Raw genomic sequence first — 22,864 nt, forward strand, 5'->3', positions numbered from 1 at the left:
CCTTGGTACCAGGTCCCACGGACACAGGGCCAAGGCATTAGGCTCGGTGCCAAGGGCGGGGCCGTAGCGCAGAGGCAGGCGCACTGGTCTCCAGAACCGGAACACGCCGGTTCGAATCCGGCCGCCCCGCCCCCCTTTTATGGCCGTCGGGCACCCGCGGCCCACCCGCTCGCCCCGCCGGTCCGCCCGCGCGTCATGCCCGCCACGACCCGCCCGGCCGGGGCCGGTTCAGGCGATGGCGCCGGCCATGACGACCAGCTCGGGAACGGTCCCGTGGTAGTTCCCCACCAGCTGTGCCAGGACCGCCCAGGCGTCCTCACGGCCGCCCAAATGGGCCCGCACGAGCGGCCGGAGGGCGTCCTCGGCCTCACAAAGGCGCGTCGGGAACAGTGTCCGGCCCAGGGCGAGCACCCGCAGGACCCGGTCCGCCGGGCGCCACTCGGTCGCGTAGCGCGCCGGTCCGTCGATGACACCGGCCTGCCTGAGCCGGTGGGTGAACTTGGCGTGCGAACCGAACCGGGCACGCAGCTCCGGCGGGCAGTCGGGACGTACGGAGAGGGCCCAGCGTGTGTAACCCGGCAGCGGGCGCTCCGCGTCCGCCCCGGCGACCGCCTGCCAGCCGGGGGTGCCGAGGACCATGGAGGCGGCCTGCCTGGCCGGCTTCATCGTGGTGGCCGCGCGCAGCGCGCCGACGAGACCGAACAGGCTGAAGGATCCGGGCACCGGAGGTTCGTCGTTCCGGCTCAACGGCTCGGCCACGCGTACGGCGTGGGTGCGACCGGGGCCGTGCGGTATCCCGTGCACGATCGCCCGGCGCATCGCGTCGTCCGCCGAGACATGCCGCCACACGACGGCGTTGAGCTCCGGGTCGTCCTCCTGGAGGACCCACAGCAGCATGGAGGAGGGGACGGGCGTCTGTGTCCACCAGGAGCAGTGGGCGCGCAGCGCGCCGGGGGACCCCCAACCCGGCGTGGCCTGCGGGGTGACCGGCTGCGGGCGGCCGATCCGTCGCCGCACCCGCGCGGCGTCCTCGTCCTCGATCAGCCCCAGCAGGAACCCGACCGGCCCGTCCGGCGCGCTGTCGTCATGCATGGCCGCATGATGCCCGAGGGACGCGCGCGTCCGCACCGGAAAAAGTACGGCTCACGGCCGTGCCGGGGCACGACCGTGAGCCGGGAGTCCGCGGGCGCGGCAGGCGTCAGCCCGCTGCCCGGGCCGCCAAGCGGGCCTTGCGGGCGGCGAGCTTCTCGTCGAACTTGGCGGCCTCCGCGTCCAGACCGCCCATGAACAAGCCGAGCTCCTCCTGGGCCCGCAGGCCCTCGGGGCCGAGGTCGTCGATCTCCAGGACCTTCAGGTGGCGCAGCACGGGCTGGAGCACGTCGTCGTGGTGGATGCGCAGGTTGTAGACCTCGCCGATGGCCATCTGGGCGGCGGCGCGCTCGAAGCCGGGCATGCCGTGACCGGGCATCCGGAAGTTGACGACGACGTCGCGCACGGCCTGCATGGTCAGGTCGGGGGCCAGCTGGAACGCGGCCTTCAGCAGGTTGCGGTAGAAGACCATGTGCAGGTTCTCGTCGGTCGCGATGCGCGCGAGCATGCGGTCGCAGACGGGGTCGCCCGACTGGTGACCGGTGTTGCGGTGCGAGATGCGGGTCGCCAGCTCCTGGAAGGCGACGTACGCGACGGAGTGCAGCATCGAGTGGCGGTTGTCCGACTCGAAGCCCTCGCTCATGTGCGCCATGCGGAACGCCTCGAGCTTGTCGGGGTCGACGGCGCGCGAGGCGAGCAGGTAGTCCCGCATCACGATGCCGTGCCGGCCCTCCTCGGCCGTCCAGCGGTGCACCCAGGTGCCCCAGGCGCCGTCGCGGCCGAAGAGCGTGGCGATCTCGTGGTGGTAGCTCGGCAGGTTGTCCTCGGTGAGGAGGTTGACGACGAGGGCGATCCTGCCGATCTCGGTGACCTTGGACTGCTCCTTGTCCCAGGCCTCGCCGTCCTCGAAGATGCCGGGGAAGTTACGGGCGTCGCTGAAGGGCACGTACTCGTGCGGCATCCAGTCCTTGGCCACCTTGAGGTGACGGTTGAGCTCGGTTTCGACCACTTCCTCCAGCGCGTACAGCAGGCGGGCGTCGGTCCAGGCGGCCGACGGGCTTGCGAGGTGGGGAGAGGTGATCGTCACGGGTGCTCCAGGGGGACGTGTACAACGAGCGGGGACGGAACCTACGGCATCGTAGGCTACGACTCCGTAGGTTACGAAGCCGTAGGTTAAGTTCCTCGTAAAGACCGCTGATCAGCGGGGGTGCCCCCGAGGGGAGCGGGCTCCACGGCGTATGCCCGAACCGTTCCGGATGCCCAGGTCCCGGCGGCGGCAGGGTGTCCTGTTCACCCGTCAGGCGTACAGCCCCCGAAGCCGCACCGAGAGGCATGTCACACAGCCTTCGAGCTTCTCGAACTCGCTGATGTCGACGAGGACCGGTTCGTGGCCGAGGTCGGCGAACAGCTCCGCCGTCTTCGGGGCGCTCGCCGCCATGAGCAGTTTGCCGCCGCCCAGGAGCACGACGTGCGCGCCGGACTCCTCCGGCACCGGCATGAAGCGGGGGAAAAGTGACGGTGTGTCCACCAGAGGCTCGTACCCGATCACCGTCCCGTCCGGCAGTGCGGTGACCGCCGACTTCAGGTGCAGCGCCTTGCTCACGGGAACCGCGACCACGCGCGCGCCGAGCGGTTCGAAGGCGGCCCGCAGCTGCTGGAGTCCGGCCGCGTTGGTGCGCCCGCCGCGGCCCACGTACACCGTGTCGCCGACTTTGAGGACGTCACCGCCGTCGAGGGTGCCCGGTTCCCAGACCCAGTTCACCGAGCAGCCCAGGCGGGCCACGGCCTCCTCGACCCCCGCGGTCTCGCCGCGCCGGGACTCGGCACCCGGACGGGAGATCAGGGCGACGTTGCGGCAGACGACCACGGTGTCCTCGACGAACACGGAGTCCGGGCAGTCGTCGGCCGGGTCCACCTCCACGGTCTCCCAGCCGTGCGTGCGCAGGGCCTCCGCGTACGCCTCCCACTGCTCGACCGCGAGATCGACATCCACCTCCGTGCGCTCGACGTGCGTCACCAGGCCCTCGGCCAGGCGAGGGCTGGGTCGGCGGATCAGAGCTTTCTGGCTCGGCACGTGGGGTCTCCGAATCGGCAGGGGGTGTCGGCGCACATCATGCAGCGCCGGTCCGGCGGCACGAAACCCCTTGACATCGGGCCGGTCCGCCCCCATGCCGGCCCGGTCGGCCTCCTCGCCCGGGCCGGTGGGCTCCGCCGCCGGCCCGACCCCCGCAGACGCCCTCAGTCGGACTGCCTCCGCTCGTCCGGTTCCGCTCCGACGGAGTACCCGACGGAATCGGGCGCGATCTCACTCAGTTCGCCTTCCTCCAGCAGCAGCCATCGGGTGATCCCGATCGACTCCAGGAACGGCGTGTCGTGGCTCGCCACGATCAGGGCGCCCTCGTAGGACTCCAGGGCCGTCGTGAGCTGCCGGACGCTCGCCATGTCGAGGTTGTTCGTCGGTTCGTCGAGCATCAGCAGCTGCGGGGCCGGCTCGGCCAGCATCAGGGCCGCGAGCGCGGCCCGGAAACGCTCGCCGCCGGAGAGCGTCGACGCGAGCTGGTCGGCCTTCGCCCCCCGGAACAGGAACCGGGCCAGCCGCGCCCGGATCCGGTTGTTGGTCGCGGCCGGTGCGTAGCGGGCCACGTTCTCGGCGACCGTCCGCTCGTCGTCGAGCACGTCCAGGCGCTGGGGCAGGAACCGCAGCGGCACATGGGCGCGCGCCTCCCCGGACACCGCGTCCAGCTCCCCGGCGATCGTGCGCAGCAGCGTCGTCTTGCCCGAGCCGTTGCGTCCGATCAGCGCGATCCGCTCCGGCCCGCGCAGGTCGAGCCCGCCGATGACCCGCGCGCCGTAGCGCATCTCCAGGTCCTGGAGGGTCAGTACGTCGCGGCCCGGCGGCACGGCCGTGTGCGGCAGGTCGACGCGGATCTCGTCGTCGTCCCGCACGGCCTCCACCGCCTCGTCGAGACGCTCCTTCGCCTCCGTGAGCCGCTCCTCGTGCATGATGCGGTGCTTGCCCGCGGACTCCTGCGCCGCCCGCCTGCGCGCACCCATCACGATCTTCGGCTCGCGCTTCTGCTCGAACATCTTCTGGCCGTACCGCTTGCGGCGGGCCAACTTGACCTGTGCGTCGACGAGTTCACGCTTCTGCTTCTTCACATCGGCCTCGGCGACGCGCACCATGCGCTCCGCCGCCTCCTGTTCGCCGGCGAGCGCCGCCTCGTAGGCGGAGAAGTTCCCGCCGTACCAGGTGACCTCCCCGGACCGCAGATCGGCGATCTGGTCGACCAGTTCCAGGAGTTCGCGGTCGTGGCTGACCACCACCATCACTCCCGACCAGGCCTCGACGGCCGCGTAGAGCCGCCGTCGCGCGTACAGGTCGAGATTGTTGGTGGGCTCGTCGAGCAGCAGGACGTCGGGGCGGCGCAGCAGCAGCGCGGCCAGTCGCAGCAGCACCGACTCGCCGCCCGAGACCTCGCCGATCGTGCGGTCCAACCCGATGTGGCCGAGACCGAGTTCACCGAGGGTCGCGCGAGCGCGCTCCTCGACGTCCCAGTCGTCGCCCACGGTGTCGAAGTGCTTCTCGGCCACGTCGCCCGCCTCGATGGCGTGCAGCGCGGCGCGGATCTCGGCGATGCCGAGCGCCTCGTCCACCCGCAGGCCGGTGTCGAGGGTGACGTTCTGCGGCAGATGGCCCACCTCGCCCGCGATCCGGACGGTGCCGTCCGTGGGGGAGAGCTGCTGGGCGATCAGCTTCAACAGGGTCGACTTCCCTGACCCGTTGACACCGACGAGTCCCGTCCTGCCCGGGCCGAAGGCGACCTGGAGCCCGTCGAAGACGGTGGTGCCGTCGGGCCAGGCGAAGGAGAGGGAGGTACAGGTGATGGAAGCGGGGAAGGTAGACATGAGGGCCTCGCGGTTGCTGGATGCGGTCGTGGGTACGCGTGGGGACACCGCGAGGTGACGACGATCCGGTTCGGAGGGAGCCCCGCTCAGGAGAGATCAGGGAAGGTCCCGTACCGGGGGACGGCTCGTACGCCGAGGTCGCACGCTGCGCACACGGATGCCGGCAGGAAGCGGCTGTGTGTGACGCGGTGTCTCAGACCTCAGACGAGCAACGTCCTTCTCCAATCGACGGCAACAGAACCGCTGTACACCGTAGGGGCGGCCGCGGACGCCGTCAAAGGATTAACGTCGCCCCGACGACCCCAGGGAGATCCCGTGCGAAACGGCCCCCTCTCGCTGCCCGCCCGGCTCTACCTGCTCGCCCAGGACCCCGGGGAACCCGGCCTCGGCGACACGCCCGGCCTCGACCGCCTGGTGCGCGCCGGCGCCCTCGCCGACCTCGCGGGGCGGGGACTGCTCGTCGACGACGGCGGCATCGTCACCCCCGCCGACGCCGACTCCCGCTCCGGGGACACGGTCCTCGACGAGCTCCTCGAACTCGTCGCGGAGTCCCGCCCGCGGACATGGCCCGAGTGGGTGTCGTCGCGGGCACGCCTCACCCTGGACGCCGTACGCGCTCAGCTCGCGGCCGAGGGATATCTGCGGGCGGAGCGAAGACGGGTCCTCGGCCTCTTCTCCTCGGTGGACTACGGCCTGGCGCGGGTTTCCGCCGTGGAGGCGCTGCACGCCCGGGCCCGGCAGGTGCTGGTGGGCCCGCAGCCCGCGGCCGAGGTCCCCGGCCGCGACGCGGCGCTCGTCGTCCTCGCCGCCGCGGCCGGACTGCGCACGCCGGGACCGCCGGACCGCAGGCAGGTCCCCCCGGGCCGCGTCGACGAACTGGCCGGCCGCGCCGGCGCCGAGGCGCCGGCTCTGATGAAGGCCGTCCGGGAGGTCCGTGACGCGCTGGCCGTCGCGTCGCCGGCGCCGGGACGCTGAGGCCGCCGCACGCTCCCGGCGCCCGGCCTCCAGCCCTCACGTACATGTCGAATTCCTGCCAGCTCCCCTGCCGCGCCCCGTGTTTGAGTTGCCGTCATGACGAACACGAACCTCACCGGTGCGCAGCTCGGTTCCCTGCGCGAGACCGCCGCGGCCTTCCGCGCCCTGCACGTGCCCGGCCGTCCGCTCGTCCTGCCGAACGCCTGGGACGCGGCGAGTGCCCGGATCGTCGAGGAGGCGGGCGCACCGGCGGTCGCGACGACCAGCGCGGGGCTCGCCTGGGGGCTGGGCAGGCCGGACGGGGACCGGCTGGACAGGGACGCCGCGCTCGGCGCCGTCGCGCGGGTCTCCGCCGCGGTCCGGGTCCCGGTCAGCGCGGACATCGAGAGCGGATACGCACGGGACGCGCAGGGCGTCGGGGACACGGTCCGCGCCGTGCTCGCGGCGGGTGCCGTGGGCGTGAACATCGAGGACGCGCTGTACGAGGGCGGCGCCCCGCTGCGTCCGGTCGGCGACCAGGCGGAACGCATCGCGGCGGCCCGCGCGGCCGCCGACGCGGCGGACGTGCCGCTGTACGTGAACGCCCGCATCGACACGTACCTGAGGGGCGCGGGAGGCGTCGACGAGACCCTGGAGCGGGCCGCGGCCTACCTGGCCGCCGGGGCCGACGGTGTCTTCGTACCGGGAGCCACCGACCCGGTGACCGTCAAGGCGCTCGTCGACGGCGTCGACGGCCCGCTGAACATCCTGGTGGGGCCCGGGGCACCCACGGTCTCCGAGCTGGCCGCGCTCGGCGTGGCGCGGGTCAGCGCGGGTTCGAGCATCGCGCAGGCGGCACATGCCGTGGTCCTCCGGGCCGCGCGGGAGCTGCTGGACGCGGGGACCTACGACTCGCTGACCGGCGGTTTCGACTACGCGGAGCTCAACGCCCTGATGAGCGGGGACCGCTGAGGGCGGGGTACCGCCCGGCGGGCGGCACGCCGGTGCGGTGTGCCGGCCTCAGCAGGTGCCCCGCATCAGCTCCGCCAGATCGTGGTCCAGGTCCACCTGGAGGTGTTCGAGACCGAGCGGCACCAGCTCCATGGTGCTCTGGAGGAAGCGCCGCACCTCACCGGAGCGCACGTGCACCACGGCGGTGCCCTCGGGGGCGTGGAACTCCAGGACGGTGCGGTCGTAGCCGTACGGCCGCACCCGCACGTCGCCGTGGCCCACCGACTCCTCCAGCCCGGAGACGAGCAGCTCGCGCGCGAACATCCAGCACACGTCCACGCCCTCCAGCGTGGCGGGGGCGGGGAAGGACATGCGCACGGCGAAGGGATCGCTCCGGTCGTAGTGGAGCGTGGCGGGAATGCTCGGCATCCGCGGCGCGGCGGCGACGAGGCGGGCCTCTACGGGCTGCTCGATGAGGGTGGACAACGCCTTGCTCCCTTGTGACGACTGGACGGACTGCGGGCGAATGAGGCCGGTCATTGAAAGAGACGAAGAAATGAGCCACTGCGTGCACCTGGGACCCGAGTGACCTCTGTCACCGAATCCATGTGCTGTGGCGGCCCACCCCGTGATCCCCCCGTCGCCCCGGCCCCCCGGGCTCCGGCACGCGCTCACCGGACAACCGGGAGGACACTCGGTAAGGGCTCCGAGGTTCCCGCGGAAGGCCATCTGGACGGCACCGGGGGAGTGGGCTAGCTTCGCCCGCCATGAGGGGCTTGGGGAAGTCGAGGCGTACGAGTCGGACGGTCACCGTGGGACTGTGCGCGGCGGCACTCGCCGCCGCGCTCGCGGGGGCGGTGCCCGCTCAGGCGCGGGGCGACGCGAAGACGCCGCACTGGGAACTCAAGGACAGCGGCACGGACGTGCGACTGCGCGGGCTCTCGGCCGTCAGCCGGGACACCGCCTGGGTGGCCGGTTCCAAGGGCACCGTGCTGCGCACCACCGACGGCGGCACCCACTGGCGGAACGTGTCGCCGCCCGGCGCGGCGGACCTGGAGTTCCGGGACATCGAGGCGTTCGACGCGCGCCGTGCGGTGGTGCTCGCCATCGGCGAGGGCGAGGCATCCCGGGTGCTGCACACCGACGACGGCGGCGCGACCTGGACGGAGTCCTTCCGCAACACCGACGCGAAGGCCTTCTACGACTGCATCACCTTCCTCGACCGGCGCCACGGCCTGGCGATGAGTGATCCGGTGGACGGCCGCTTCCGCATTCTGTCGACGAGTGACGGCGGCCGTTCCTGGAAGGTGCTGCCCGCCGACGGCATGCCCGCCGCCCAGGACGGCGAGGCCGGTTTCGCGGCGAGCGGGCAGTGCCTCGTCGCCTCGGGGCCGCGGGACGTGTGGCTGGCCACCGGCGGAGGCGCACGCGCCCGCGTGCTGCACTCCCGGGACCGCGGACTGACCTGGACCGCGGCCGACACGCCGATCCCGGCCGGGGACCCGGCGCGTGGGGTGTTCGCCGTCGCGTTCCGCGACCGCACCCACGGCCTCGCCGTCGGCGGCGACTACCGCGCCGACCAGGCCTCACCGCAGGCGGCGGCCACCACCCCGGACGGCGGCCGGACCTGGACGCCCGCCGCGCACCCTCCGCCCGCCTACCGCTCGGGCGTCACCTGGCTCCCGCACAGCCGCTCTGTCGCGCTCGCGGTCGGCCCCACCGGCACCGACCTGACCACCGACGGCGGCCGCACCTGGCGCACCCTGGACACGGGCTCGTACGACACCGTGGACTGCACCCCCGACCTGGGCTGCTGGGCCTCCGGCGAGAAGGGACGGGTGGCCCGGCTGGAGCGCTGAGCCGTGCCACGAGGCCGGCCGCGCACCGGAGCCGGTCCGGTCACCGACGGGAGCGGCTCCGGTGCCCGGCCGGCACGACCGACGAAGGGTCCGGCCGCCGGGCGCACCCCTGAGCGCCCGGGCCGCCCGGCGGCCGCCTAGGCTCGTGACCACCATGACGAGCGTGAGGATTCCCGCGGGCTGGCCCGCCACCGAGGAGCAGGCCCGTGCGGTGCAGGACGAGTTGCGGGGGCGGGTGGTGCTCGACGAGGCGGGACCACCGCCGGGCACCGGCAGGGTGACGGGCGTCGACGTCGCCTACGACGACGAGCGCGACCTCGTGGTCGCGGCGGCCGTCGTGCTCGACGCGGCGAGCCTCGACGTCGTCGCCGAGGCCACCGCCGTCGGGCAGGTCTCCTTCCCGTACGTGCCCGGGCTGCTGGCCTTCCGCGAGATCCCGACGGTGCTCGCCGCGCTCGACGCCCTGCCCTGCGCGCCCGGCCTCGTCGTCTGCGACGGATACGGCCGCGCGCACCCGCGCCGCTTCGGCCTGGCCGGCCACCTCGGCGTCCTCACCGGGCTGCCCACGATCGGCGTCGCCAAGAACCCGTTCACCTTCTCCTACGACGAACCCGGCGCCCTCCGCGGCAGTTCGTCCCCGCTGCTCGCGCACGGACCCACGGGCGAGGAGGAGGTCGGCCGCGCCCTGCGCACGCGTGACGGCGTCAAGCCGGTGTTCGTGTCCGTGGGCCATCGGGTCGGCCTCGACAACGCGTGTGCGCACACGCTCGCGCTCACGCCCAGGTACCGCCTGCCGGAGTCCACGCGGCTTGCGGACTCCCTCTGCCGACGGGCCCTGAAGGAGGCAACTCCCTGACGGGGCGCGGCCTTCCGGCCGGCCGCGCCGGCACGGCGGCCTTCCCGGACCTACCCGCCGTACCCGGTACCCGCCCGGGGTCCGTCTGAGTACCTGTACGGATGTCTCGGCACCGCGGTGCCCGGCAGGCTCGGGCGCATGACGACGCATCGTGCACCGAAGCCCACCGCCGCTCCCGCCCAGCCCGTCGAGCGGGCGGTGACGGCCGCACTGGTCCTCGCCGCGGTCGCCGGGCTCGCCTGGATCTGCGGGATGATCTACACGGTCACCGGATGGACCTTCTGACCGCTTTTCGGCCGGTCGGGCGACGTCCGAACGCGCGGAACGAACCGTCCGGCCGTCGGCCCGACCGGTCCCGGCCCGGCGACCGTTCGGATCGATCCGGGTCCGGACGGGGCAGGCTGATCCGGGTCCGGACGGGGCAGGCTGATCCGGGTCCGGAGGACGGCCGGACCGATCCGGTCCCGGACGGTGACGGATCGGTCCGGTCCCGGACGGTGACGGATCGGTCCAGGACCGGACCGTCGGTCAGCGGGTGGCCGCCACGCGGAAGGTGATCCCGGCGCGGCGGAGCCGTTCCGTCAGCGCGTCGCCCATCGCCACCGCCGTCGTGACCTGCCCGGACGTCTTCGGCAGTTCGTCGAAGGCGAGGGACAGCGCGGACTCGGCGAGCATCTTCGCGGTCTCGTCGTAGCCCGGATCGCCGCCGGAGACCTCGGTGAAGACGCGACGGCCGCCGCCCTCGCCCACGAACCGCACCGTGAACCAGCTCCTCGCGCGGCGCTCGGCACTCGGCCCCTCGCCCGGCCTGATCCGGTCGGACAGCCAGCGGCGGGCCGGCGGTACCTGGGCCGCCGCGAAGACCGCACCCACGGCGGCGACGCCGCCCACGGCGAACGGCAGCCGCTCGACCGCCGCGTAGTGGCGGTAGCGGAAGTCGGGCCCGTAGCGCTCCAGGGCGCGCGCGGACCGCTGCACCACCTGCGCGTCGATCGTCGGAAGCGGCAGCGCCCAGGCTCCGACCTCCTTGGCGAACCGCGGGGCGCCGAGGGGCGCCTGTGCCCGCCGGCCCATCAGCCTCGGCTCGTGACGCCGGCGGTCGCGCGCCGCCGCGGCCATGTGCCGCCCGCGGGCGAACTGGTTGAGGGCGGAGGCGAAGGTGCCGCCCGAGAACATCGCCTCGGAGCGCACGAATCCGTCGACGCGCAGCGGTACGCCCTCGGGCAGCTGACGCACGGTGAAGTAGGCGCCGAGGTCGTGCGGGATCGAGTCGAAGCCGCAGGCGTGCACGAGCCGCGCGCCGGTCTCCCGCGCCCGTGCGTCGTGCCGGACGTACATCAGGTCCACGAACTCGGGTTCACCGGTCAGGTCCACGTAGTCGGTCCCGGTGTCCGCGCAGGCCGCCACCAGCTCCTGACCGTGGTGGAGATACGGTCCCACCGTCGTGGCGACCACGCGCGCGCGGTCGGCGAGTTCCCTGAGCGCCCGCGGATCGTCCGCGTCGGCCCGCACCACGTCGGGGCCGCCGCCGAGCCGTTCCCTGAGCCGCTCCAGCTTCTCGGCGCTGCGTCCGGCGATCGCCCAGCGCAGCCCTTCCGGCGCGTGGGCGGCCAGGTACTCCGCGGTCAGCGTCCCGACGAACCCGGTCGCTCCGTAGAGCACGACGTCGTAGGTCCGCTCCGTTCCGTTCAGCCTGCTCATGACATTCCCCACTCTCGGCCGCACCGGAGCGGGCGGTGCCCCCGCTGCCGTACGCGAAGCGCCGTTGTCGGTGGCTGAGGCTAGCGTGAGGAACGAGCAGCCGGACGACGAGGTCGGGCGAAGAGGCCGGAGGTGACCGTGGCCGTTCCGAAAAGCGCCCTGAAAAAGTGGGAGAAGGTGCGCGAGTTCGCCCTCGGACTGCCGCACGCGCATGCCCTCACCTCCCCGGGCGCCGAGCCCGCGGCGTACGGCCCCGGCGGATCGGGGTGGGTGCGCATACCCCTGGAGCGGTCTTGTGCCCGCGCGGCGGGGCTGCTGTGCGACCGGGCCGAGGAGAGTCACCGGGTCGTCGCGCCCGAGATGCCGGTCGCGGAGCTGGGCCGGCGCTGACGGTGCCGCACAGTGACGGCACTCGACTCGCGGACCCGTCCGTACGGCTCTCCGGGCGGTTCCCCGTCGCCATGACGCCGCCCCGCATGGGCGTTCTCGTCCCGTTACGTCATGATCGGGCGCCGGGAAACTAGACTAAGCGCTTGCTCGTCAAGGGCTTGCCCGACGTGGAACACGTTCTTAACATCACTGATGTCACATCAGTGGTGTCACAGTGCTGGGGGCTCGATGGCAGAGGCAGGAAGGCCGGGACACGGCCCGCTCGCCGGGGTGCGCGTGGTCGAGCTGGCGGGCATCGGTCCCGGACCGTTCGCCGCCATGCTCCTCGCCGACCTCGGCGCGGACGTCGTCCGCGTCGACCGGCCGGGCGGCCCCGGACTGGCGATCGATCCGGAGTACGACATCACCAACCGCAACAAGCGGTCGGTGATCGTCGACCTCAAGGCCGAGGACGGCCCGTCGCACGTCCTCGATCTCATCGAGCGGGCCGACGTCCTCGTCGAGGGATACCGCCCCGGCGTCGCCGAACGCCTCGGCGTCGGCCCCGAGGCCTGCCACGCCCGCAACCCCGCACTGGTCTACGGCCGTATGACCGGCTGGGGACAGGAGGGCCCGCTCGCCCAGCGCGCCGGCCACGACATCGCGTACATCGCCCTGACCGGCACCCTCGGCATGATCGGCGCACCGGGCGAGCCGCCCGCGGTCCCGGCCAACCTCGTCGGGGACTACGCGGGCGGCTCGCTCTACCTCGTCGTGGGCGTCCTCGCCGCGCTCCACCACGCGCGCGCGACCGGCACCGGACAGGTCGTGGACGCGGCCATCGTCGACGGCACCGCGCACCTCTCCGCGATGATCCACGGCATGCTCGCCGCCGGCGGCTGGCAGGACCGCCGCGGCGCCAACCTCCTCGACGGCGGCTGCCCCTACTACGGGACCTACGAGACGGCCGACGGCCAGTACATGGCGGTGGGCGCCCTGGAGCAGCAGTTCTACGACGAGTTCGTCACCCTGCTCGGCATCGGGGAACTCGCCGGCGCCCGCAAGGACCTGGCCCGCTGGGAGGAACTGCGGGAAGAGGTCGCGGCCCGCTTCCGGACCCGTACGCGCGAGGAGTGGACCGCCGTCTTCGAGGGCTCCGACGCCTGCGTGGCACCGGTCCTCTCACTGCGCGAGGCACCCGCACACCCCCACCTCGCCGCGCGGGGTACCTTCGTCGACCACGGCGGCATCACCCAGCCGGCGCCCGCTCCGCGCTTCTCCCTCACCCCCACCGCCGTCCGCGGAGGTCCCGCCCAGCCGGGCGCCGACACCGCGGACGTGGCCCGCGACTGGGGCCTGCCCCACCTCATGAAGGACGGCGACTGATGGAGCTCTCCCTCCCGCTCGACTACGCGGGCGACCCCCGGCAGGCCGTGGACGAGGTGGCCGCGCTGGAGTCCGCGGGCCTGGACGCCGTCTGGGTCGCCGAGGCCTACGGCTTCGACTCGCCCACGATCATGGGCTACCTGGCCGCCCGCACCGAGCGCATGACCATCGGCGCCGCGATCCTCAACGTCTACTCGCGCACCCCCGCGCTGATCGCGCAGACCGCCGCCGGGCTCGACGCGATCTCCGGCGGGCGCGCCGCCATCGGACTGGGCGCCTCCGGCCCGCAGGTCGTCGAGGGCTGGCACGGAAAGGCGTACGACAAGCCGATCGGCCGGACCCGCGAGGCCGTCGAGCTCACCCGCCGCATCCTGCGCCGCGAGGTGATCGACCACCACGGCATCACCGACATGCCGCGCCCCGGCGGCCTCGGCAAGCCGTTGAAGATCCTCACCAAGCCCGTGCGGCCCGACGTTCCCCTGTACGTCGCCTCGCTCGGCCCCGCCAACGTACGGATGACCGCGGAGATCGCCGACGGCTGGCTGCCCACGCTCTTCATCCCCGAGAAGGCCCACCAGGTGTGGGGCACCGCGCTGGCCGAGGGCGCCGCGCGCCGCGACCCCGCTCTCGGCCCGCTGCGGACCGTCGCGGGCGGACTGCTCGCCATCGGTGAGGACGCGGCGGCCGCCCGCGACCTCGCACGCCCCAGGATCGCCCTCTACGTAGGAGGCATGGGCGCGCCCGGGAAGAACTTCTACAACGACCTCGCCGTGGCCTACGGCTACGAGAAGGAAGCCCGCCTCATCCAGGAGCTGTACCTGTCCGGGCGGAAGAAGGAGGCCGAGGCCGCGGTCCCCGACGAGTTCTGCGAACTCATGTCGCTGTGCGGGCCCGAGAGCTACGTCCGCGAGCGCGTCGAGGCCTTCCGGGAGGCCGGGGTGACCATGCTCAACGTCATCCCCGTCGGCCCGGAACCGGCCCGCCTCATCGAAACCGTCAAGAGCTGGCTCTAGGAGGGCGTTTCCCGCATGAAGCGGCAGATCTTCACCGCCGAGCACGACGCGTTCCGCGACACCGTGCGCACCTTCCTCGCCAAGGAGGTGCTGCCCCACTACGAACAGTGGGAGAAGGACGGGATCGTCGCGCGCGACGCCTGGCGCGCGGCAGGACGACAGGGCCTGCTCGGACTCGCGGTCCCCGAGGAGTACGGAGGCGGCGGCGACGCCGACTTCCGCTACAGCGCCGTGCTGGCCGAGGAGTTCACGCGCGCGGGCGCCTCCGGACTCGCGCTCGGACTGCACAACGACATCATCGGACCGTATCTGACGGGCCTCGCCACCGAGGAACAGAAGCGGCGCTGGCTGCCCGGCTTCTGCGACGGTTCGCTGATCACCGCGATCGCCATGACCGAACCGGGCGCCGGCTCCGACCTCCAGGGCATCAAGACCCACGCCGAGGACCGCGGCGACCACTGGCTGCTCAACGGCTCCAAGACCTTCATCTCCAACGGGATCCTCGCCGACCTCGTGGTCGTCGTCGCGAGGACGACCCCCGAGGGCGGCGCCCACGGACTCTCCCTGCTCGTCGTGGAGCGCGGCGCGGAGGGCTTCGAGCGCGGCCGCAACCTCGACAAGATCGGCCAGAAGGCGCAGGACACGGCCGAACTGTTCTTCAACGACGTACGCGTGCCCAAGGAGAACCTCCTCGGCGAGCTGAACGGCGCCTTCGTCCACCTGATGACGAACCTGGCACAGGAGCGCATGGCCATAGCCGTCGCCGGGATCGCGGCCGCCGAGCACCTCTTGGAGATCACCACGGAGTACGTCAAGGAACGCGAGGCCTTCGGCAGGCCGCTGTCCAAGCTCCAGCACATCCGCTTCGAGATAGCCGAGATGGCCACCGAGTGCGCCGTCACCCGCACCTTCCTCGACCGCTGCATCGTCGACCACGCGAACGGCGAACTCGACGCAGTGCACGCCTCGATGGCCAAATGGTGGGCCACCGAGCTGCAGAAGCGGGTAGCTGACCGTTGTCTCCAACTGCACGGCGGTTACGGCTATATGACGGAGTACCGCGTCGCGAAGGCCTTCACCGACGGACGTATCCAGACCATCTACGGCGGGACCACCGAGATCATGAAGGAGATCATCGGTCGTTCCCTGCTCGGCTAACCCTCCTCGAAAGGCTTACCAGTGAGCACCGAAGCGTACGTGTACGACGCGATCCGCACCCCGCGCGGCCGCGGCAAGGCGAACGGCGCCCTGCACGGCACCAAGCCCATCGACCTGGTCGTCGGCCTCATCCACGAGGTCCAGCGGCGCTTCCCGGGCCTGGACCCGGCCGCCGTCGACGACATCGTGCTCGGCGTCGTGGGACCCGTCGGCGACCAGGGCTCCGACATCGCCCGCATCGCCGCGATCGCCGCCGGACTGCCCGACACGGTCGCGGGCGTCCAGGAGAACCGCTTCTGCGCCTCGGGCCTGGAAGCCGTGAACATGGCCGCGATGAAGGTCCGTTCCGGCTGGGAGGACCTGGTGCTCGCGGGCGGCGTCGAGTCGATGTCGCGGGTGCCGATGGCATCGGACGGCGGCGCCTGGTTCGCCGACCCGATGACCAACATGGCCACCAACTTCGTGCCGCAGGGCATCGGCGCCGACCTGATCGCCACCATCGAGGGCTTCTCCCGCCGCGACGTGGACGAGTACGCGGCACTGTCCCAGGAGCGCGCCGCCGCCGCCTGGAAGGACGGCCGCTTCGAGAAGTCCGTCGTCCCCGTGAAGGACCGCAGCGGGCTCGTCGTCCTCGACCACGACGAGCACCTGCGCCCCGGCACCACCGCCGACTCGCTGGCCAAGCTGAAGCCGTCGTTCGCGGACATCGGCGAACTGGGCGGCTTCGACGCGGTCGCCCTGCAGAAGTACCACTGGGTCGAGGAGATCGACCACGTCCACCACGCGGGCAACTCGTCCGGCATCGTCGACGGAGCCTCCCTGGTGGCCATCGGCTCGAAGGAGGTCGGCGAGCGTTACGGACTCACCCCGCGCGCGCGGATCGTCTCCGCGGCGGTCTCCGGCTCCGAGCCCACCATCATGCTCACCGGCCCGGCGCCCGCCACCCGCAAGGCGCTCGCCAAGGCCGGACTCACCATCGACGACATCGACCTCGTCGAGATCAACGAAGCCTTCGCGGCCGTCGTGCTGCGTTTCGTGAAGGACATGGGCCTGTCCCTGGACAAGGTCAACGTCAACGGCGGCGCGATCGCCCTCGGCCACCCGCTCGGCGCGACCGGCGCGATGATCCTCGGCACCCTCGTCGACGAACTGGAGCGCCAGGACAAGCGCTACGGCCTCGCCACGCTGTGCGTCGGCGGCGGCATGGGCATCGCCACCATCATCGAGCGCCTGTAACTCCCCAGCGGACCGACAGACTTCAACGGAGACCGGAGACCCTCCCCATGACCGAGAGCACCACCATCCGCTGGGAACAGGACGAGACCGGCGTCGTCACCCTCGTCCTCGACGACCCCAACCAGTCCGCCAACACGATGAACCAGGCCTTCAAGGACTCGATCGCGGCCATCGCCGACCGCGTCGAGGCCGAGAAGGACTCCATCCGCGGCATCATCTACACCTCCGCGAAGAAGACCTTCTTCGCGGGCGGCGACCTCAAGGACATGATCAAGGCCGGTCCGGAGGACGCCCAGCAGGCCTTCGACCTGGGCACCGACATCAAGGGCTGCCTGCGCCGCATCGAGACCCTCGGCAAGCCGGTCGTCGCCGCCATCAACGGCGCGGCGCTCGGCGGCGGTTACGAGATCGCCCTCGCCTCCCACCACCGCGTCGCCCTCGACGCGCCCGGCTCCAAGATCGGCCTGCCCGAGGTCACCCTCGGCCTGCTGCCCGCGGGCGGCGGCGTCACCCGCACCGTCCGCCTCATGGGCATCACCGACGCCCTCCTCAAGGTGCTGCTCCAGGGCACCCAGTACTCCCCGCAGCGCGCCCTGGAGAACGGCCTGGTCCACGAGGTCGCGGCCACCCCCGAGGAGATGCTCGCCAAGGCCCGCGCCTTCATCGACGCCAACCCCGAGTCGCAGCAGCCCTGGGACAAGCCCGGCTACAAGATCCCGGGCGGCACGCCGTCGAACCCGAAGTTCGCCGCCAACCTGCCCGCCTTCCCGGCCAACCTGCGCAAGCAGCTGGGCGGCGCCCCCTACCCGGCCCCGCGCAACATCCTCGCCGCCGCGGTCGAGGGCTCCCAGGTCGACTTCGAGACCGCGCTCGTCATCGAGGCCCGCTACTTCACCGAGCTGGTGACGGGGCAGACCTCGAAGAACATGATCCAGGCGTTCTTCTTCGACCTCCAGGCCGTCAACTCCGGCGCCAACCGGCCCCAGGGCATCGAGCCGCGCCAGGTCCGCAAGGTCGCCGTCCTCGGCGCCGGGATGATGGGCGCGGGCATCGCCTACTCCTGCGCCCGCGCCGGCATCGACGTCGTCCTCAAGGACGTCTCGGCGGATGCGGCGGCCAAGGGCAAGGCCTACTCCGAGAAGCTCTGCGCCAAGGCCGTCTCCCGGGGACGTACGACCCAGCAGAAGGCCGACGAGCTGCTCGCCCGCATCACGCCCACCGCCGACCCGAACGACCTCGCCGGCTGCGACGCCGTGATCGAGGCCGTCTTCGAGGACACCTCCCTCAAGCACAAGGTCTTCCAGGAGATCGAGAACATCGTCGAGCCGGACGCACTGCTGTGCTCCAACACCTCGACCCTCCCGATCACCGTCCTCGCCGAAGGCGTCGAGCGGCAGGACGACTTCATCGGCCTGCACTTCTTCTCGCCCGTCGACAAGATGCCGCTCGTCGAGATCATCAAGGGTGAGCGGACCGGCGACGAGGCACTGGCACGCGCCTTCGACCTGGTGCGCCAGATCAAGAAGACCCCGATCGTCGTCAACGACTCCCGCGGATTCTTCACCTCCCGCGTCATCGGCCACTTCATCAACGAGGGCGTCGCGATGGTCGGCGAGGGCATCGAGCCCGCGTCGGTCGAGCAGGCCGCCGCGCAGGCCGGCTACCCCGCCAAGGTCCTCTCCCTGATGGACGAGCTCACGCTCACCCTGCCGCGCAAGATCCGCAAGGAGTCGAAGCAGGCCGTCGAGGAAGCCGGCGGCACCTGGCAGACGCACCCGGCCGAGGCCGTCATCGACCGCATGGTCGACGAGTTCGGCCGCACCGGGCGCAGCGGCGGAGCGGGCTTCTACGAGTACGGCGAGGACGGCAGGCGCGGCAAGCTGTGGCCCGGCCTGCGCGAGCACTTCACCAAGGCGGGACACGAGATCCCCTTCCAGGACATGCAGGAGCGCATGCTCTTCTCCGAGGCGCTGGACACCGTCCGGCTCCTGGAGGAAGGCGTCCTCACGTCCGTCGCCGACGCCAACATCGGATCCATCTTCGGTATCGGCTTCCCCGGCTGGACCGGTGGCGTCCTCCAGTACATCAACGGCTACGAAGGCGGCCTGCCCGGCTTCGTGGCCCGCGCGCGCGAGCTCGCCGACCGCTATGGAACGCGGTTCACGCCGCCCGCGCTGCTCGTCGAGAAGGCGGAGAAGGGCGAGCGGTTCAGCGACAAGTAACCGCACACACCCGCCGCCCCGGCCGTACCCGACGTACCGCTGAGTGGTATGCGGGGCTTGCTCCCCGGGGGCGGGGACCGGACGCTGACCGCGAACCGGTCCCCGCCCCCCACCGCGGGTCGGCTTCACGCGCGCGCCGGCGTCGGCGCTCGGCCCGTACGGCATCACGGTCAACGCGATCGCGCCGAGCATGGTGCGCACGGCCACCGCCGCACGGACCGTCGGAGCGGGCGGCGGTTTCGAGCACGTCCGCGCCCAGCAGGCCGTGCCGAGGACCCAGGAACCGTCCGACCTGCTGTCCACGCTGCTGTACGTGGCCGACCCGGGCAGCGGCTTCTTGACTGGCCAGACCCTCAACGTGGCCGGCGGATCCGCCTACCTGTGACCGGACCGCCGGAACCCCGGGCGGGGGAGCAGGGGCAGGTCAGGCCTGCTTGAGCCACTCCCGCAGCTCCTCCTTCAGCGAGCGCTGGAACGACGTGAGCAGGGCCTGCACGACCAGCGGCTCCATGTGCGCGGACAGCGACTTCACCGCCGCGACGGACTCCTGCTCGCCCACCGCGTCGCGCAGCAGCGCGGACAGCTCGCGGGCCGCCGCACGGGAGTGCTCCAGCAGGACCGTCCGCGCCGCGAGGACCGCCTCGTGGGCGATGGGCACGTCCAGCAGCTCCACGCCGAGCCGCAGCAGCGCCGGATCCACGCGGAAGGAGTCCGAGGTCCGCTCGACGATCTGCATGGCGGCCAGCCGGTCCAGGTCCTCGTCCGACAGAGACCGTCCCGCCCGCCGCTCCAGCTCCTCGCGCGTCACCACCTCCACCGCGTCGGGTGCCCAGGAGGCCACCACGGCGCGGTGAATGGCCAGGTCGTGGGCGCTCAGGCCGGGCGGCAGCTGCGCCAGATGGCGCTCGATCGCCGCCAGCGTCATGCCCTGGTGCTGCAGTTCCTCGATGAGAGCCAGCCGGGCCAGGTGCTGCCGGCTGTAGTGCCCCACGCGCCGCGGGCCGATCACGGGCGGCGGGAGCAGGCCTCTCGCGCTGTAGAAGCGGATCGTCCGGACCGTGACGCCTGCCCGCGCGGCCAGCTCGTCGACGGTGAGCGTCGACTCCTCGGTGTCCGTGGTCATGGCAGGTCCCTCACCTTCCGGGTGGTGCGGCGCCCGCCCTCCGGGACGGACGAGGACACGGTGCAACAGTATTACTGTCTCACCAACCTTGTGAAAGTGCTCGTGAGGCCTGATATCGCCTTGATCGCCGCTTTTACAGCCCTTGATCACCATGTGAGATGTTCCGCTGTGTGGCATGGGTCATCGCATGCCCATGAGCTCTCGGGGAAGGTGGCGCCTTGGTCCGCACCACGTCAGGAGGCGCGGACCGTGGCACATCCGGACCCCGAGCCCCCGGTGCGTCGGGCGCACCAGAGAGTAGATCCACCCGTGACCAAGGAAGCCGTAGACACGGCCAAGGCCGCATCCCTCACCGATGCGACCCGCGCGCCCGCGGACGCGGGCGACGCCGGCTACAGCAAGGACCTCAAGGCCCGCCACGTCAACATGATCGCCATCGGCGGCGCGATCGGCACCGGACTCTTCCTCGGAGCCGGCGGGCGCCTCCACAACGCGGGCCCCGCACTCGCCATCGCCTACCTCGTCTGCGGCGTCTTCGCCTTCTTCGTCGTGCGCGCCCTCGGTGAGCTGGTCCTCTACCGGCCCTCCTCCGGGTCCTTCGTGTCGTACGCGCGCGAGTTCCTCGGCGAGAAGGGTGCCTACGTCGCCGGGTGGATGTACTTCCTGAACTGGTCGACGACCGGTATCGCGGACATCACCGCGATCGCGCTCTACACGCACTACTGGAGCTTCTTCACCGACATCCCGCAGTGGGTGCTGGCGCTCGTCGCCCTCGCCGTGGTCCTCGCCGTGAACCTGATCTCGGTGAAGATCTTCGGCGAGATGGAGTTCTGGTTCGCGATCATCAAGGTGGCCACGCTCGTCGCGTTCATGCTGATCGGCATCTTCCTGCTCGCCACGCAGCACCAGGTCGGCGGGCGGACGCCCGGGGTCGGTGTCATCACGGACCACGGCGGGCTCCTCCCGCACGGCGTGATGCCGGTCGTCCTGGTCATGCAGGGCGTGATCTTCGCGTACGCCGCGCTGGAACTGGTCGGTGTCGCCGCGGGCGAGACCGCCGAGCCGGAGAAGGTCGTCCCGCGCGCGGTGAACTCGATCATGTGGCGCGTCGGCCTCTTCTACGTCGGCTCGGTCGTGCTCCTCGCGCTGCTGCTGCCCGGTTCCGTCTACTCCGCCGACGAGAGCCCCTTCGTCACGGTCCTGTCGAAGGTCGGCATCCCGGCCGCCGGCGACGTGATGAACCTGGTCGTCCTCACGGCCGCCATGTCCTCGCTGAACTCCGGCCTGTACTCCACCGGCCGCATCCTGCGCTCGATGGCCTCGGCGGGCTCGGCCCCCAGGTTCACCGCGAAGATGAACCGCAGCCAGGTGCCGTACGGCGGCATCCTGCTCACCTGCGCGGTGTGCGTGCTCGGTGTCGGCCTGAACTACCTCATGCCGAGCCAGGCCTTCGAGATCGTCCTGAACGTGGCGTCGCTCGGTGTCATCAGCACCTGGGTGATCATCATGATCTGCCACCTGATGTTCGTCCGCCGGGCCAAGGAGGGGCTGGTGGCGCGTCCCTCGTTCCGCCTGCCGGGCAGCCCGTTCACCGAGATCGTCACCGTGGTCTTCCTGGTCGCCGTGCTCGGCCTGATGTGGAACGACCCCGAGGTCGGCCGGAAGACGCTCCTGCTCATCCCGGTGATCGGGGCCCTGCTGGTCGGCGGCTGGTTCGCGGTCCGGCGCCGTGTCTCGCAGGCCGAGGACCGGGAGCTCGGCGAACTCATGAAGTAGCGGCCCCGCGGCCACCGACGGTGGCCGCGCCCGCGAGGGCGCCGTCCCGCACATCTCGTGTGTGCGGGACGGCGCCCTTTCTCTTGCCGTCGACCGGCCGCTCTCTTGCCGTCTACCGGCCACTCTGTTGCCGTCGACCGGCCGCGACCGCCCCGCCTGCCAACTCCTGCTCCCGGCAGGCGAGCCCGACCGCAATGGCTTGCAGAAAGATGCTGCAAGCCATTGCCAGGGCTGTCGCGGCGCTGCTTGACTCACGTGCCGACAGGCGCAGCCGACCGAGCGTGGAGCGAGAGGAACACCCATGAGCAGCCCCGAGATCGACGTCCTCGTCCTGGGAGGCGCGGGCGTGGACACGATCGTCCACGTCCCCGAACTGCCGCTCCCGTTCGCCGACAGCTACATGATCCGGCCCGGCATCGAGACCCGGGCGGGACAGAGCGGGGACTTCGTCGCGCTCGGCGCGCACGCCCTGGGCCTGCGCACGCACCACCTCGACATGATCGGCGACGACCACGAGGGCGAGCTCGTCCGGGCCCTCCACCGCGACCGGGGCATCCCGCTCACCGACGTCCTCCAGCCCGGCGGCACCAAGCGGGCGGTCAACCTCGTCGACCCGCAGGGACGGAGGCTGTCGCTGTACGACGACAGCCGCTCCAGGGAAACGGACCGGCTGCCCGAGGAGACGGTGCGCGCGCTGGCCGGAGCGAGCCGCCACGCCCACGTCGTCATCACCCACCCGTGCTCCGCCGCCCTGCCGGTACTGCGCGAGGCGGGCCTGACGCTCTCGACCGACCTGCACAACTGGGACGGCGACAACCCGTACCACGAGCCGTTCGCCCATGCCGCGGACGTCGTCTTCCTGTCCACCACCGCGCTGGCCGACCCCGAGCGGGCCATGCGCCGGATCGTCGAACGGGGCAGGGCCCAGGTCGTGGCGGCCACCGCCGGGGCGGACGGCGCGTATCTGCTCGTGGACGGCGAGGTGACGCACATCCCCGCGGTCACCCCTCCCGCACCGGTCGTGGACTCCAACGGCGCGGGCGACGCCTTCGCCTCCGGCTTCCTCTTCGGCCGACTCGCCGGGGAACCACCACTGCGGTGCGCGCTGTACGGCGTGGTGGCCGGAGCGTACGCCTGCACGGTGCCCTCGACCCGGGCCGACGCCATCGGCCGCGACGAACTCCTGGCCCGCGTCAAGGAATTGGACGACCAGGACGCCACCACAACCACGGCGACCGTCCCCTCCGCGTGACACACCCGAGCCC

The 22,864-nt window shown here is 71.9% G+C and carries 20 protein-coding genes, 1 tRNA gene and 1 pseudogene; 15 read left to right on the plus strand and 7 right to left on the minus strand.

Annotation, left to right across the window (positions count from 1 at the left end):
- Positions 1–55 precede the first annotated feature (55 nt).
- Positions 56–131 (plus strand) — tRNA-Trp (locus ABEB03_RS29150).
- Positions 132–228: 97 nt separating this feature from the next.
- On the opposite strand, the gene ABEB03_RS29155 is transcribed toward ABEB03_RS29150, so the two are convergent.
- The 4 genes from ABEB03_RS29155 to ABEB03_RS29170 all read right to left on the minus strand — a co-directional run bounded on the left by ABEB03_RS29155 (position 229) and on the right by ABEB03_RS29170 (position 4,995).
- Positions 229–1,092, minus strand: a complete 864-nt coding sequence (locus ABEB03_RS29155) for a hypothetical protein (protein ID WP_345655740.1) — start codon at positions 1,090–1,092, stop codon at positions 229–231.
- A 106-nt stretch (positions 1,093–1,198) separates the two neighbouring features.
- A complete protein-coding gene (locus ABEB03_RS29160) occupies positions 1,199–2,176 on the minus strand; it encodes an acyl-ACP desaturase (RefSeq protein ID WP_345655742.1) in 978 nt (325 codons plus the stop codon).
- A 210-nt stretch (positions 2,177–2,386) separates the two neighbouring features.
- Positions 2,387–3,163: a dimethylargininase gene (ddaH, locus tag ABEB03_RS29165; RefSeq protein WP_345655744.1), complete on the minus strand. Its 777-nt coding sequence runs from the start codon at positions 3,161–3,163 to the stop codon at positions 2,387–2,389.
- A 164-nt stretch (positions 3,164–3,327) separates the two neighbouring features.
- Positions 3,328–4,995 (minus strand): ABC-F family ATP-binding cassette domain-containing protein, encoded by a 1,668-nt coding sequence (locus tag ABEB03_RS29170; RefSeq protein ID WP_345655746.1) that lies wholly within the window; start codon positions 4,993–4,995, stop codon positions 3,328–3,330.
- Positions 4,996–5,310: 315 nt separating this feature from the next.
- On the opposite strand from ABEB03_RS29170, the gene ABEB03_RS29175 reads away from it, so the two are divergent.
- Positions 5,311–5,970: a GOLPH3/VPS74 family protein gene (locus ABEB03_RS29175; RefSeq protein ID WP_345655748.1), complete on the plus strand. Its 660-nt coding sequence runs from the start codon at positions 5,311–5,313 to the stop codon at positions 5,968–5,970.
- 96 nt (positions 5,971–6,066) lie between these two features.
- Positions 6,067–6,921, plus strand: coding sequence for an isocitrate lyase/PEP mutase family protein (locus tag ABEB03_RS29180; RefSeq protein ID WP_345655750.1), 855 nt, complete (start codon positions 6,067–6,069; stop codon positions 6,919–6,921).
- Between the two features lie 48 nt (positions 6,922–6,969).
- Here the strand turns inward: ABEB03_RS29180 and ssgD are convergent, their stop codons facing one another.
- A complete protein-coding gene (gene ssgD / locus ABEB03_RS29185; protein ID WP_028798927.1) occupies positions 6,970–7,386 on the minus strand; it encodes a spore wall synthesis regulator SsgD in 417 nt (138 codons plus the stop codon).
- 281 nt (positions 7,387–7,667) lie between these two features.
- On the opposite strand from ssgD, the gene ABEB03_RS29190 reads away from it, so the two are divergent.
- The 3 genes from ABEB03_RS29190 to mmpA all read left to right on the plus strand — a co-directional run bounded on the left by ABEB03_RS29190 (position 7,668) and on the right by mmpA (position 9,900).
- The gene (locus ABEB03_RS29190) at positions 7,668–8,759 is read left to right on the plus strand and encodes a WD40/YVTN/BNR-like repeat-containing protein (RefSeq protein WP_345655753.1); all 1,092 of its coding nucleotides are present in this window, start codon (positions 7,668–7,670) and stop codon (positions 8,757–8,759) included.
- A 154-nt stretch (positions 8,760–8,913) separates the two neighbouring features.
- Positions 8,914–9,615, plus strand: a complete 702-nt coding sequence (locus ABEB03_RS29195; RefSeq protein WP_345655755.1) for an endonuclease V — start codon at positions 8,914–8,916, stop codon at positions 9,613–9,615.
- A gap of 138 nt (positions 9,616–9,753) precedes the next feature.
- The gene (gene mmpA / locus ABEB03_RS29200; protein WP_179332655.1) at positions 9,754–9,900 is read left to right on the plus strand and encodes a morphogenic membrane protein MmpA; all 147 of its coding nucleotides are present in this window, start codon (positions 9,754–9,756) and stop codon (positions 9,898–9,900) included.
- Positions 9,901–10,143: 243 nt separating this feature from the next.
- Here mmpA and ABEB03_RS29205 read toward each other — a convergent pair whose 3' ends face one another.
- Positions 10,144–11,316, minus strand: a complete 1,173-nt coding sequence (locus tag ABEB03_RS29205) for a saccharopine dehydrogenase family protein (protein ID WP_345655757.1) — start codon at positions 11,314–11,316, stop codon at positions 10,144–10,146.
- A 138-nt stretch (positions 11,317–11,454) separates the two neighbouring features.
- Between ABEB03_RS29205 and ABEB03_RS29210 the strand changes: the two genes are divergently transcribed.
- The 7 genes and pseudogenes from ABEB03_RS29210 to ABEB03_RS29240 all read left to right on the plus strand — a co-directional run.
- Positions 11,455–11,706, plus strand: a complete 252-nt coding sequence (locus tag ABEB03_RS29210) for a hypothetical protein (protein WP_345655759.1) — start codon at positions 11,455–11,457, stop codon at positions 11,704–11,706.
- Positions 11,707–11,934: 228 nt separating this feature from the next.
- Complete coding sequence (locus ABEB03_RS29215) at positions 11,935–13,071, plus strand: CaiB/BaiF CoA transferase family protein (protein ID WP_345655761.1); 1,137 nt, start codon at positions 11,935–11,937, stop codon at positions 13,069–13,071.
- Positions 13,071–14,084 carry an LLM class F420-dependent oxidoreductase gene (locus ABEB03_RS29220; RefSeq protein WP_345655763.1) on the plus strand — a complete coding sequence of 338 codons (1,014 nt, stop codon included), beginning with the start codon at positions 13,071–13,073 and terminating at the stop codon, positions 14,082–14,084. The genes ABEB03_RS29215 and ABEB03_RS29220 overlap by 1 nt, the downstream gene beginning before the upstream one ends.
- A gap of 15 nt (positions 14,085–14,099) precedes the next feature.
- On the plus strand, positions 14,100–15,242 hold the full coding sequence (locus tag ABEB03_RS29225) for an acyl-CoA dehydrogenase family protein (protein ID WP_345655765.1): 1,143 nt from the start codon (positions 14,100–14,102) through the stop codon (positions 15,240–15,242).
- Positions 15,243–15,263: 21 nt separating this feature from the next.
- Positions 15,264–16,478 carry an acetyl-CoA C-acetyltransferase gene (locus tag ABEB03_RS29230; RefSeq protein WP_095937853.1) on the plus strand — a complete coding sequence of 405 codons (1,215 nt, stop codon included), beginning with the start codon at positions 15,264–15,266 and terminating at the stop codon, positions 16,476–16,478.
- 47 nt (positions 16,479–16,525) lie between these two features.
- Complete coding sequence (locus ABEB03_RS29235; protein ID WP_345655768.1) at positions 16,526–18,700, plus strand: 3-hydroxyacyl-CoA dehydrogenase NAD-binding domain-containing protein; 2,175 nt, start codon at positions 16,526–16,528, stop codon at positions 18,698–18,700.
- A 133-nt stretch (positions 18,701–18,833) separates the two neighbouring features.
- A pseudogene (locus tag ABEB03_RS29240) lies at positions 18,834–19,085 on the plus strand (SDR family oxidoreductase); the annotation flags it as partial.
- 39 nt (positions 19,086–19,124) lie between these two features.
- Here the strand turns inward: ABEB03_RS29240 and ABEB03_RS29245 are convergent.
- On the minus strand, positions 19,125–19,823 hold the full coding sequence (locus ABEB03_RS29245) for a MerR family transcriptional regulator (protein WP_345655770.1): 699 nt from the start codon (positions 19,821–19,823) through the stop codon (positions 19,125–19,127).
- A gap of 309 nt (positions 19,824–20,132) precedes the next feature.
- Here ABEB03_RS29245 and ABEB03_RS29250 point away from each other — a divergent pair, with 309 nt between their 5' ends.
- Together ABEB03_RS29250 and ABEB03_RS29255 are read left to right on the plus strand one after the other, a co-directional pair.
- Positions 20,133–21,599, plus strand: coding sequence for an amino acid permease (locus tag ABEB03_RS29250; RefSeq protein ID WP_345655772.1), 1,467 nt, complete (start codon positions 20,133–20,135; stop codon positions 21,597–21,599).
- A gap of 301 nt (positions 21,600–21,900) precedes the next feature.
- Positions 21,901–22,851, plus strand: a complete 951-nt coding sequence (locus ABEB03_RS29255; protein WP_345655774.1) for an adenosine kinase — start codon at positions 21,901–21,903, stop codon at positions 22,849–22,851.
- The last annotated feature ends 13 nt before the right edge of the window (positions 22,852–22,864 follow it).

Origin of the sequence: Streptomyces siamensis (assembly GCF_039543605.1) — a bacterium.
Taxonomy (GTDB): Bacteria; Actinomycetota; Actinomycetes; order Streptomycetales; family Streptomycetaceae; genus Streptomyces; species Streptomyces siamensis.

Coding starts and splice junctions, on each gene's coding strand:
- ABEB03_RS29170 (WP_345655746.1), bottom strand. CDS start 4,995: ATGTCTACCTTCCCCGCTTCCATCACCTGTACCTCCCTCTCCTTCGCC.
- ABEB03_RS29205 (WP_345655757.1), bottom strand. CDS start 11,316: ATGAGCAGGCTGAACGGAACGGAGCGGACCTACGACGTCGTGCTCTAC.
- ABEB03_RS29255 (WP_345655774.1), top strand. CDS start 21,901: ATGAGCAGCCCCGAGATCGACGTCCTCGTCCTGGGAGGCGCGGGCGTG.
- ABEB03_RS29155 (WP_345655740.1), bottom strand. CDS start 1,092: ATGCATGACGACAGCGCGCCGGACGGGCCGGTCGGGTTCCTGCTGGGG.
- ABEB03_RS29220 (WP_345655763.1), top strand. CDS start 13,071: ATGGAGCTCTCCCTCCCGCTCGACTACGCGGGCGACCCCCGGCAGGCC.
- ABEB03_RS29245 (WP_345655770.1), bottom strand. CDS start 19,823: ATGACCACGGACACCGAGGAGTCGACGCTCACCGTCGACGAGCTGGCC.
- ABEB03_RS29235 (WP_345655768.1), top strand. CDS start 16,526: ATGACCGAGAGCACCACCATCCGCTGGGAACAGGACGAGACCGGCGTC.
- mmpA (WP_179332655.1), top strand. CDS start 9,754: ATGACGACGCATCGTGCACCGAAGCCCACCGCCGCTCCCGCCCAGCCC.
- ABEB03_RS29180 (WP_345655750.1), top strand. CDS start 6,067: ATGACGAACACGAACCTCACCGGTGCGCAGCTCGGTTCCCTGCGCGAG.
- ABEB03_RS29215 (WP_345655761.1), top strand. CDS start 11,935: ATGGCAGAGGCAGGAAGGCCGGGACACGGCCCGCTCGCCGGGGTGCGC.
- ABEB03_RS29225 (WP_345655765.1), top strand. CDS start 14,100: ATGAAGCGGCAGATCTTCACCGCCGAGCACGACGCGTTCCGCGACACC.
- ABEB03_RS29195 (WP_345655755.1), top strand. CDS start 8,914: ATGACGAGCGTGAGGATTCCCGCGGGCTGGCCCGCCACCGAGGAGCAG.
- ABEB03_RS29190 (WP_345655753.1), top strand. CDS start 7,668: ATGAGGGGCTTGGGGAAGTCGAGGCGTACGAGTCGGACGGTCACCGTG.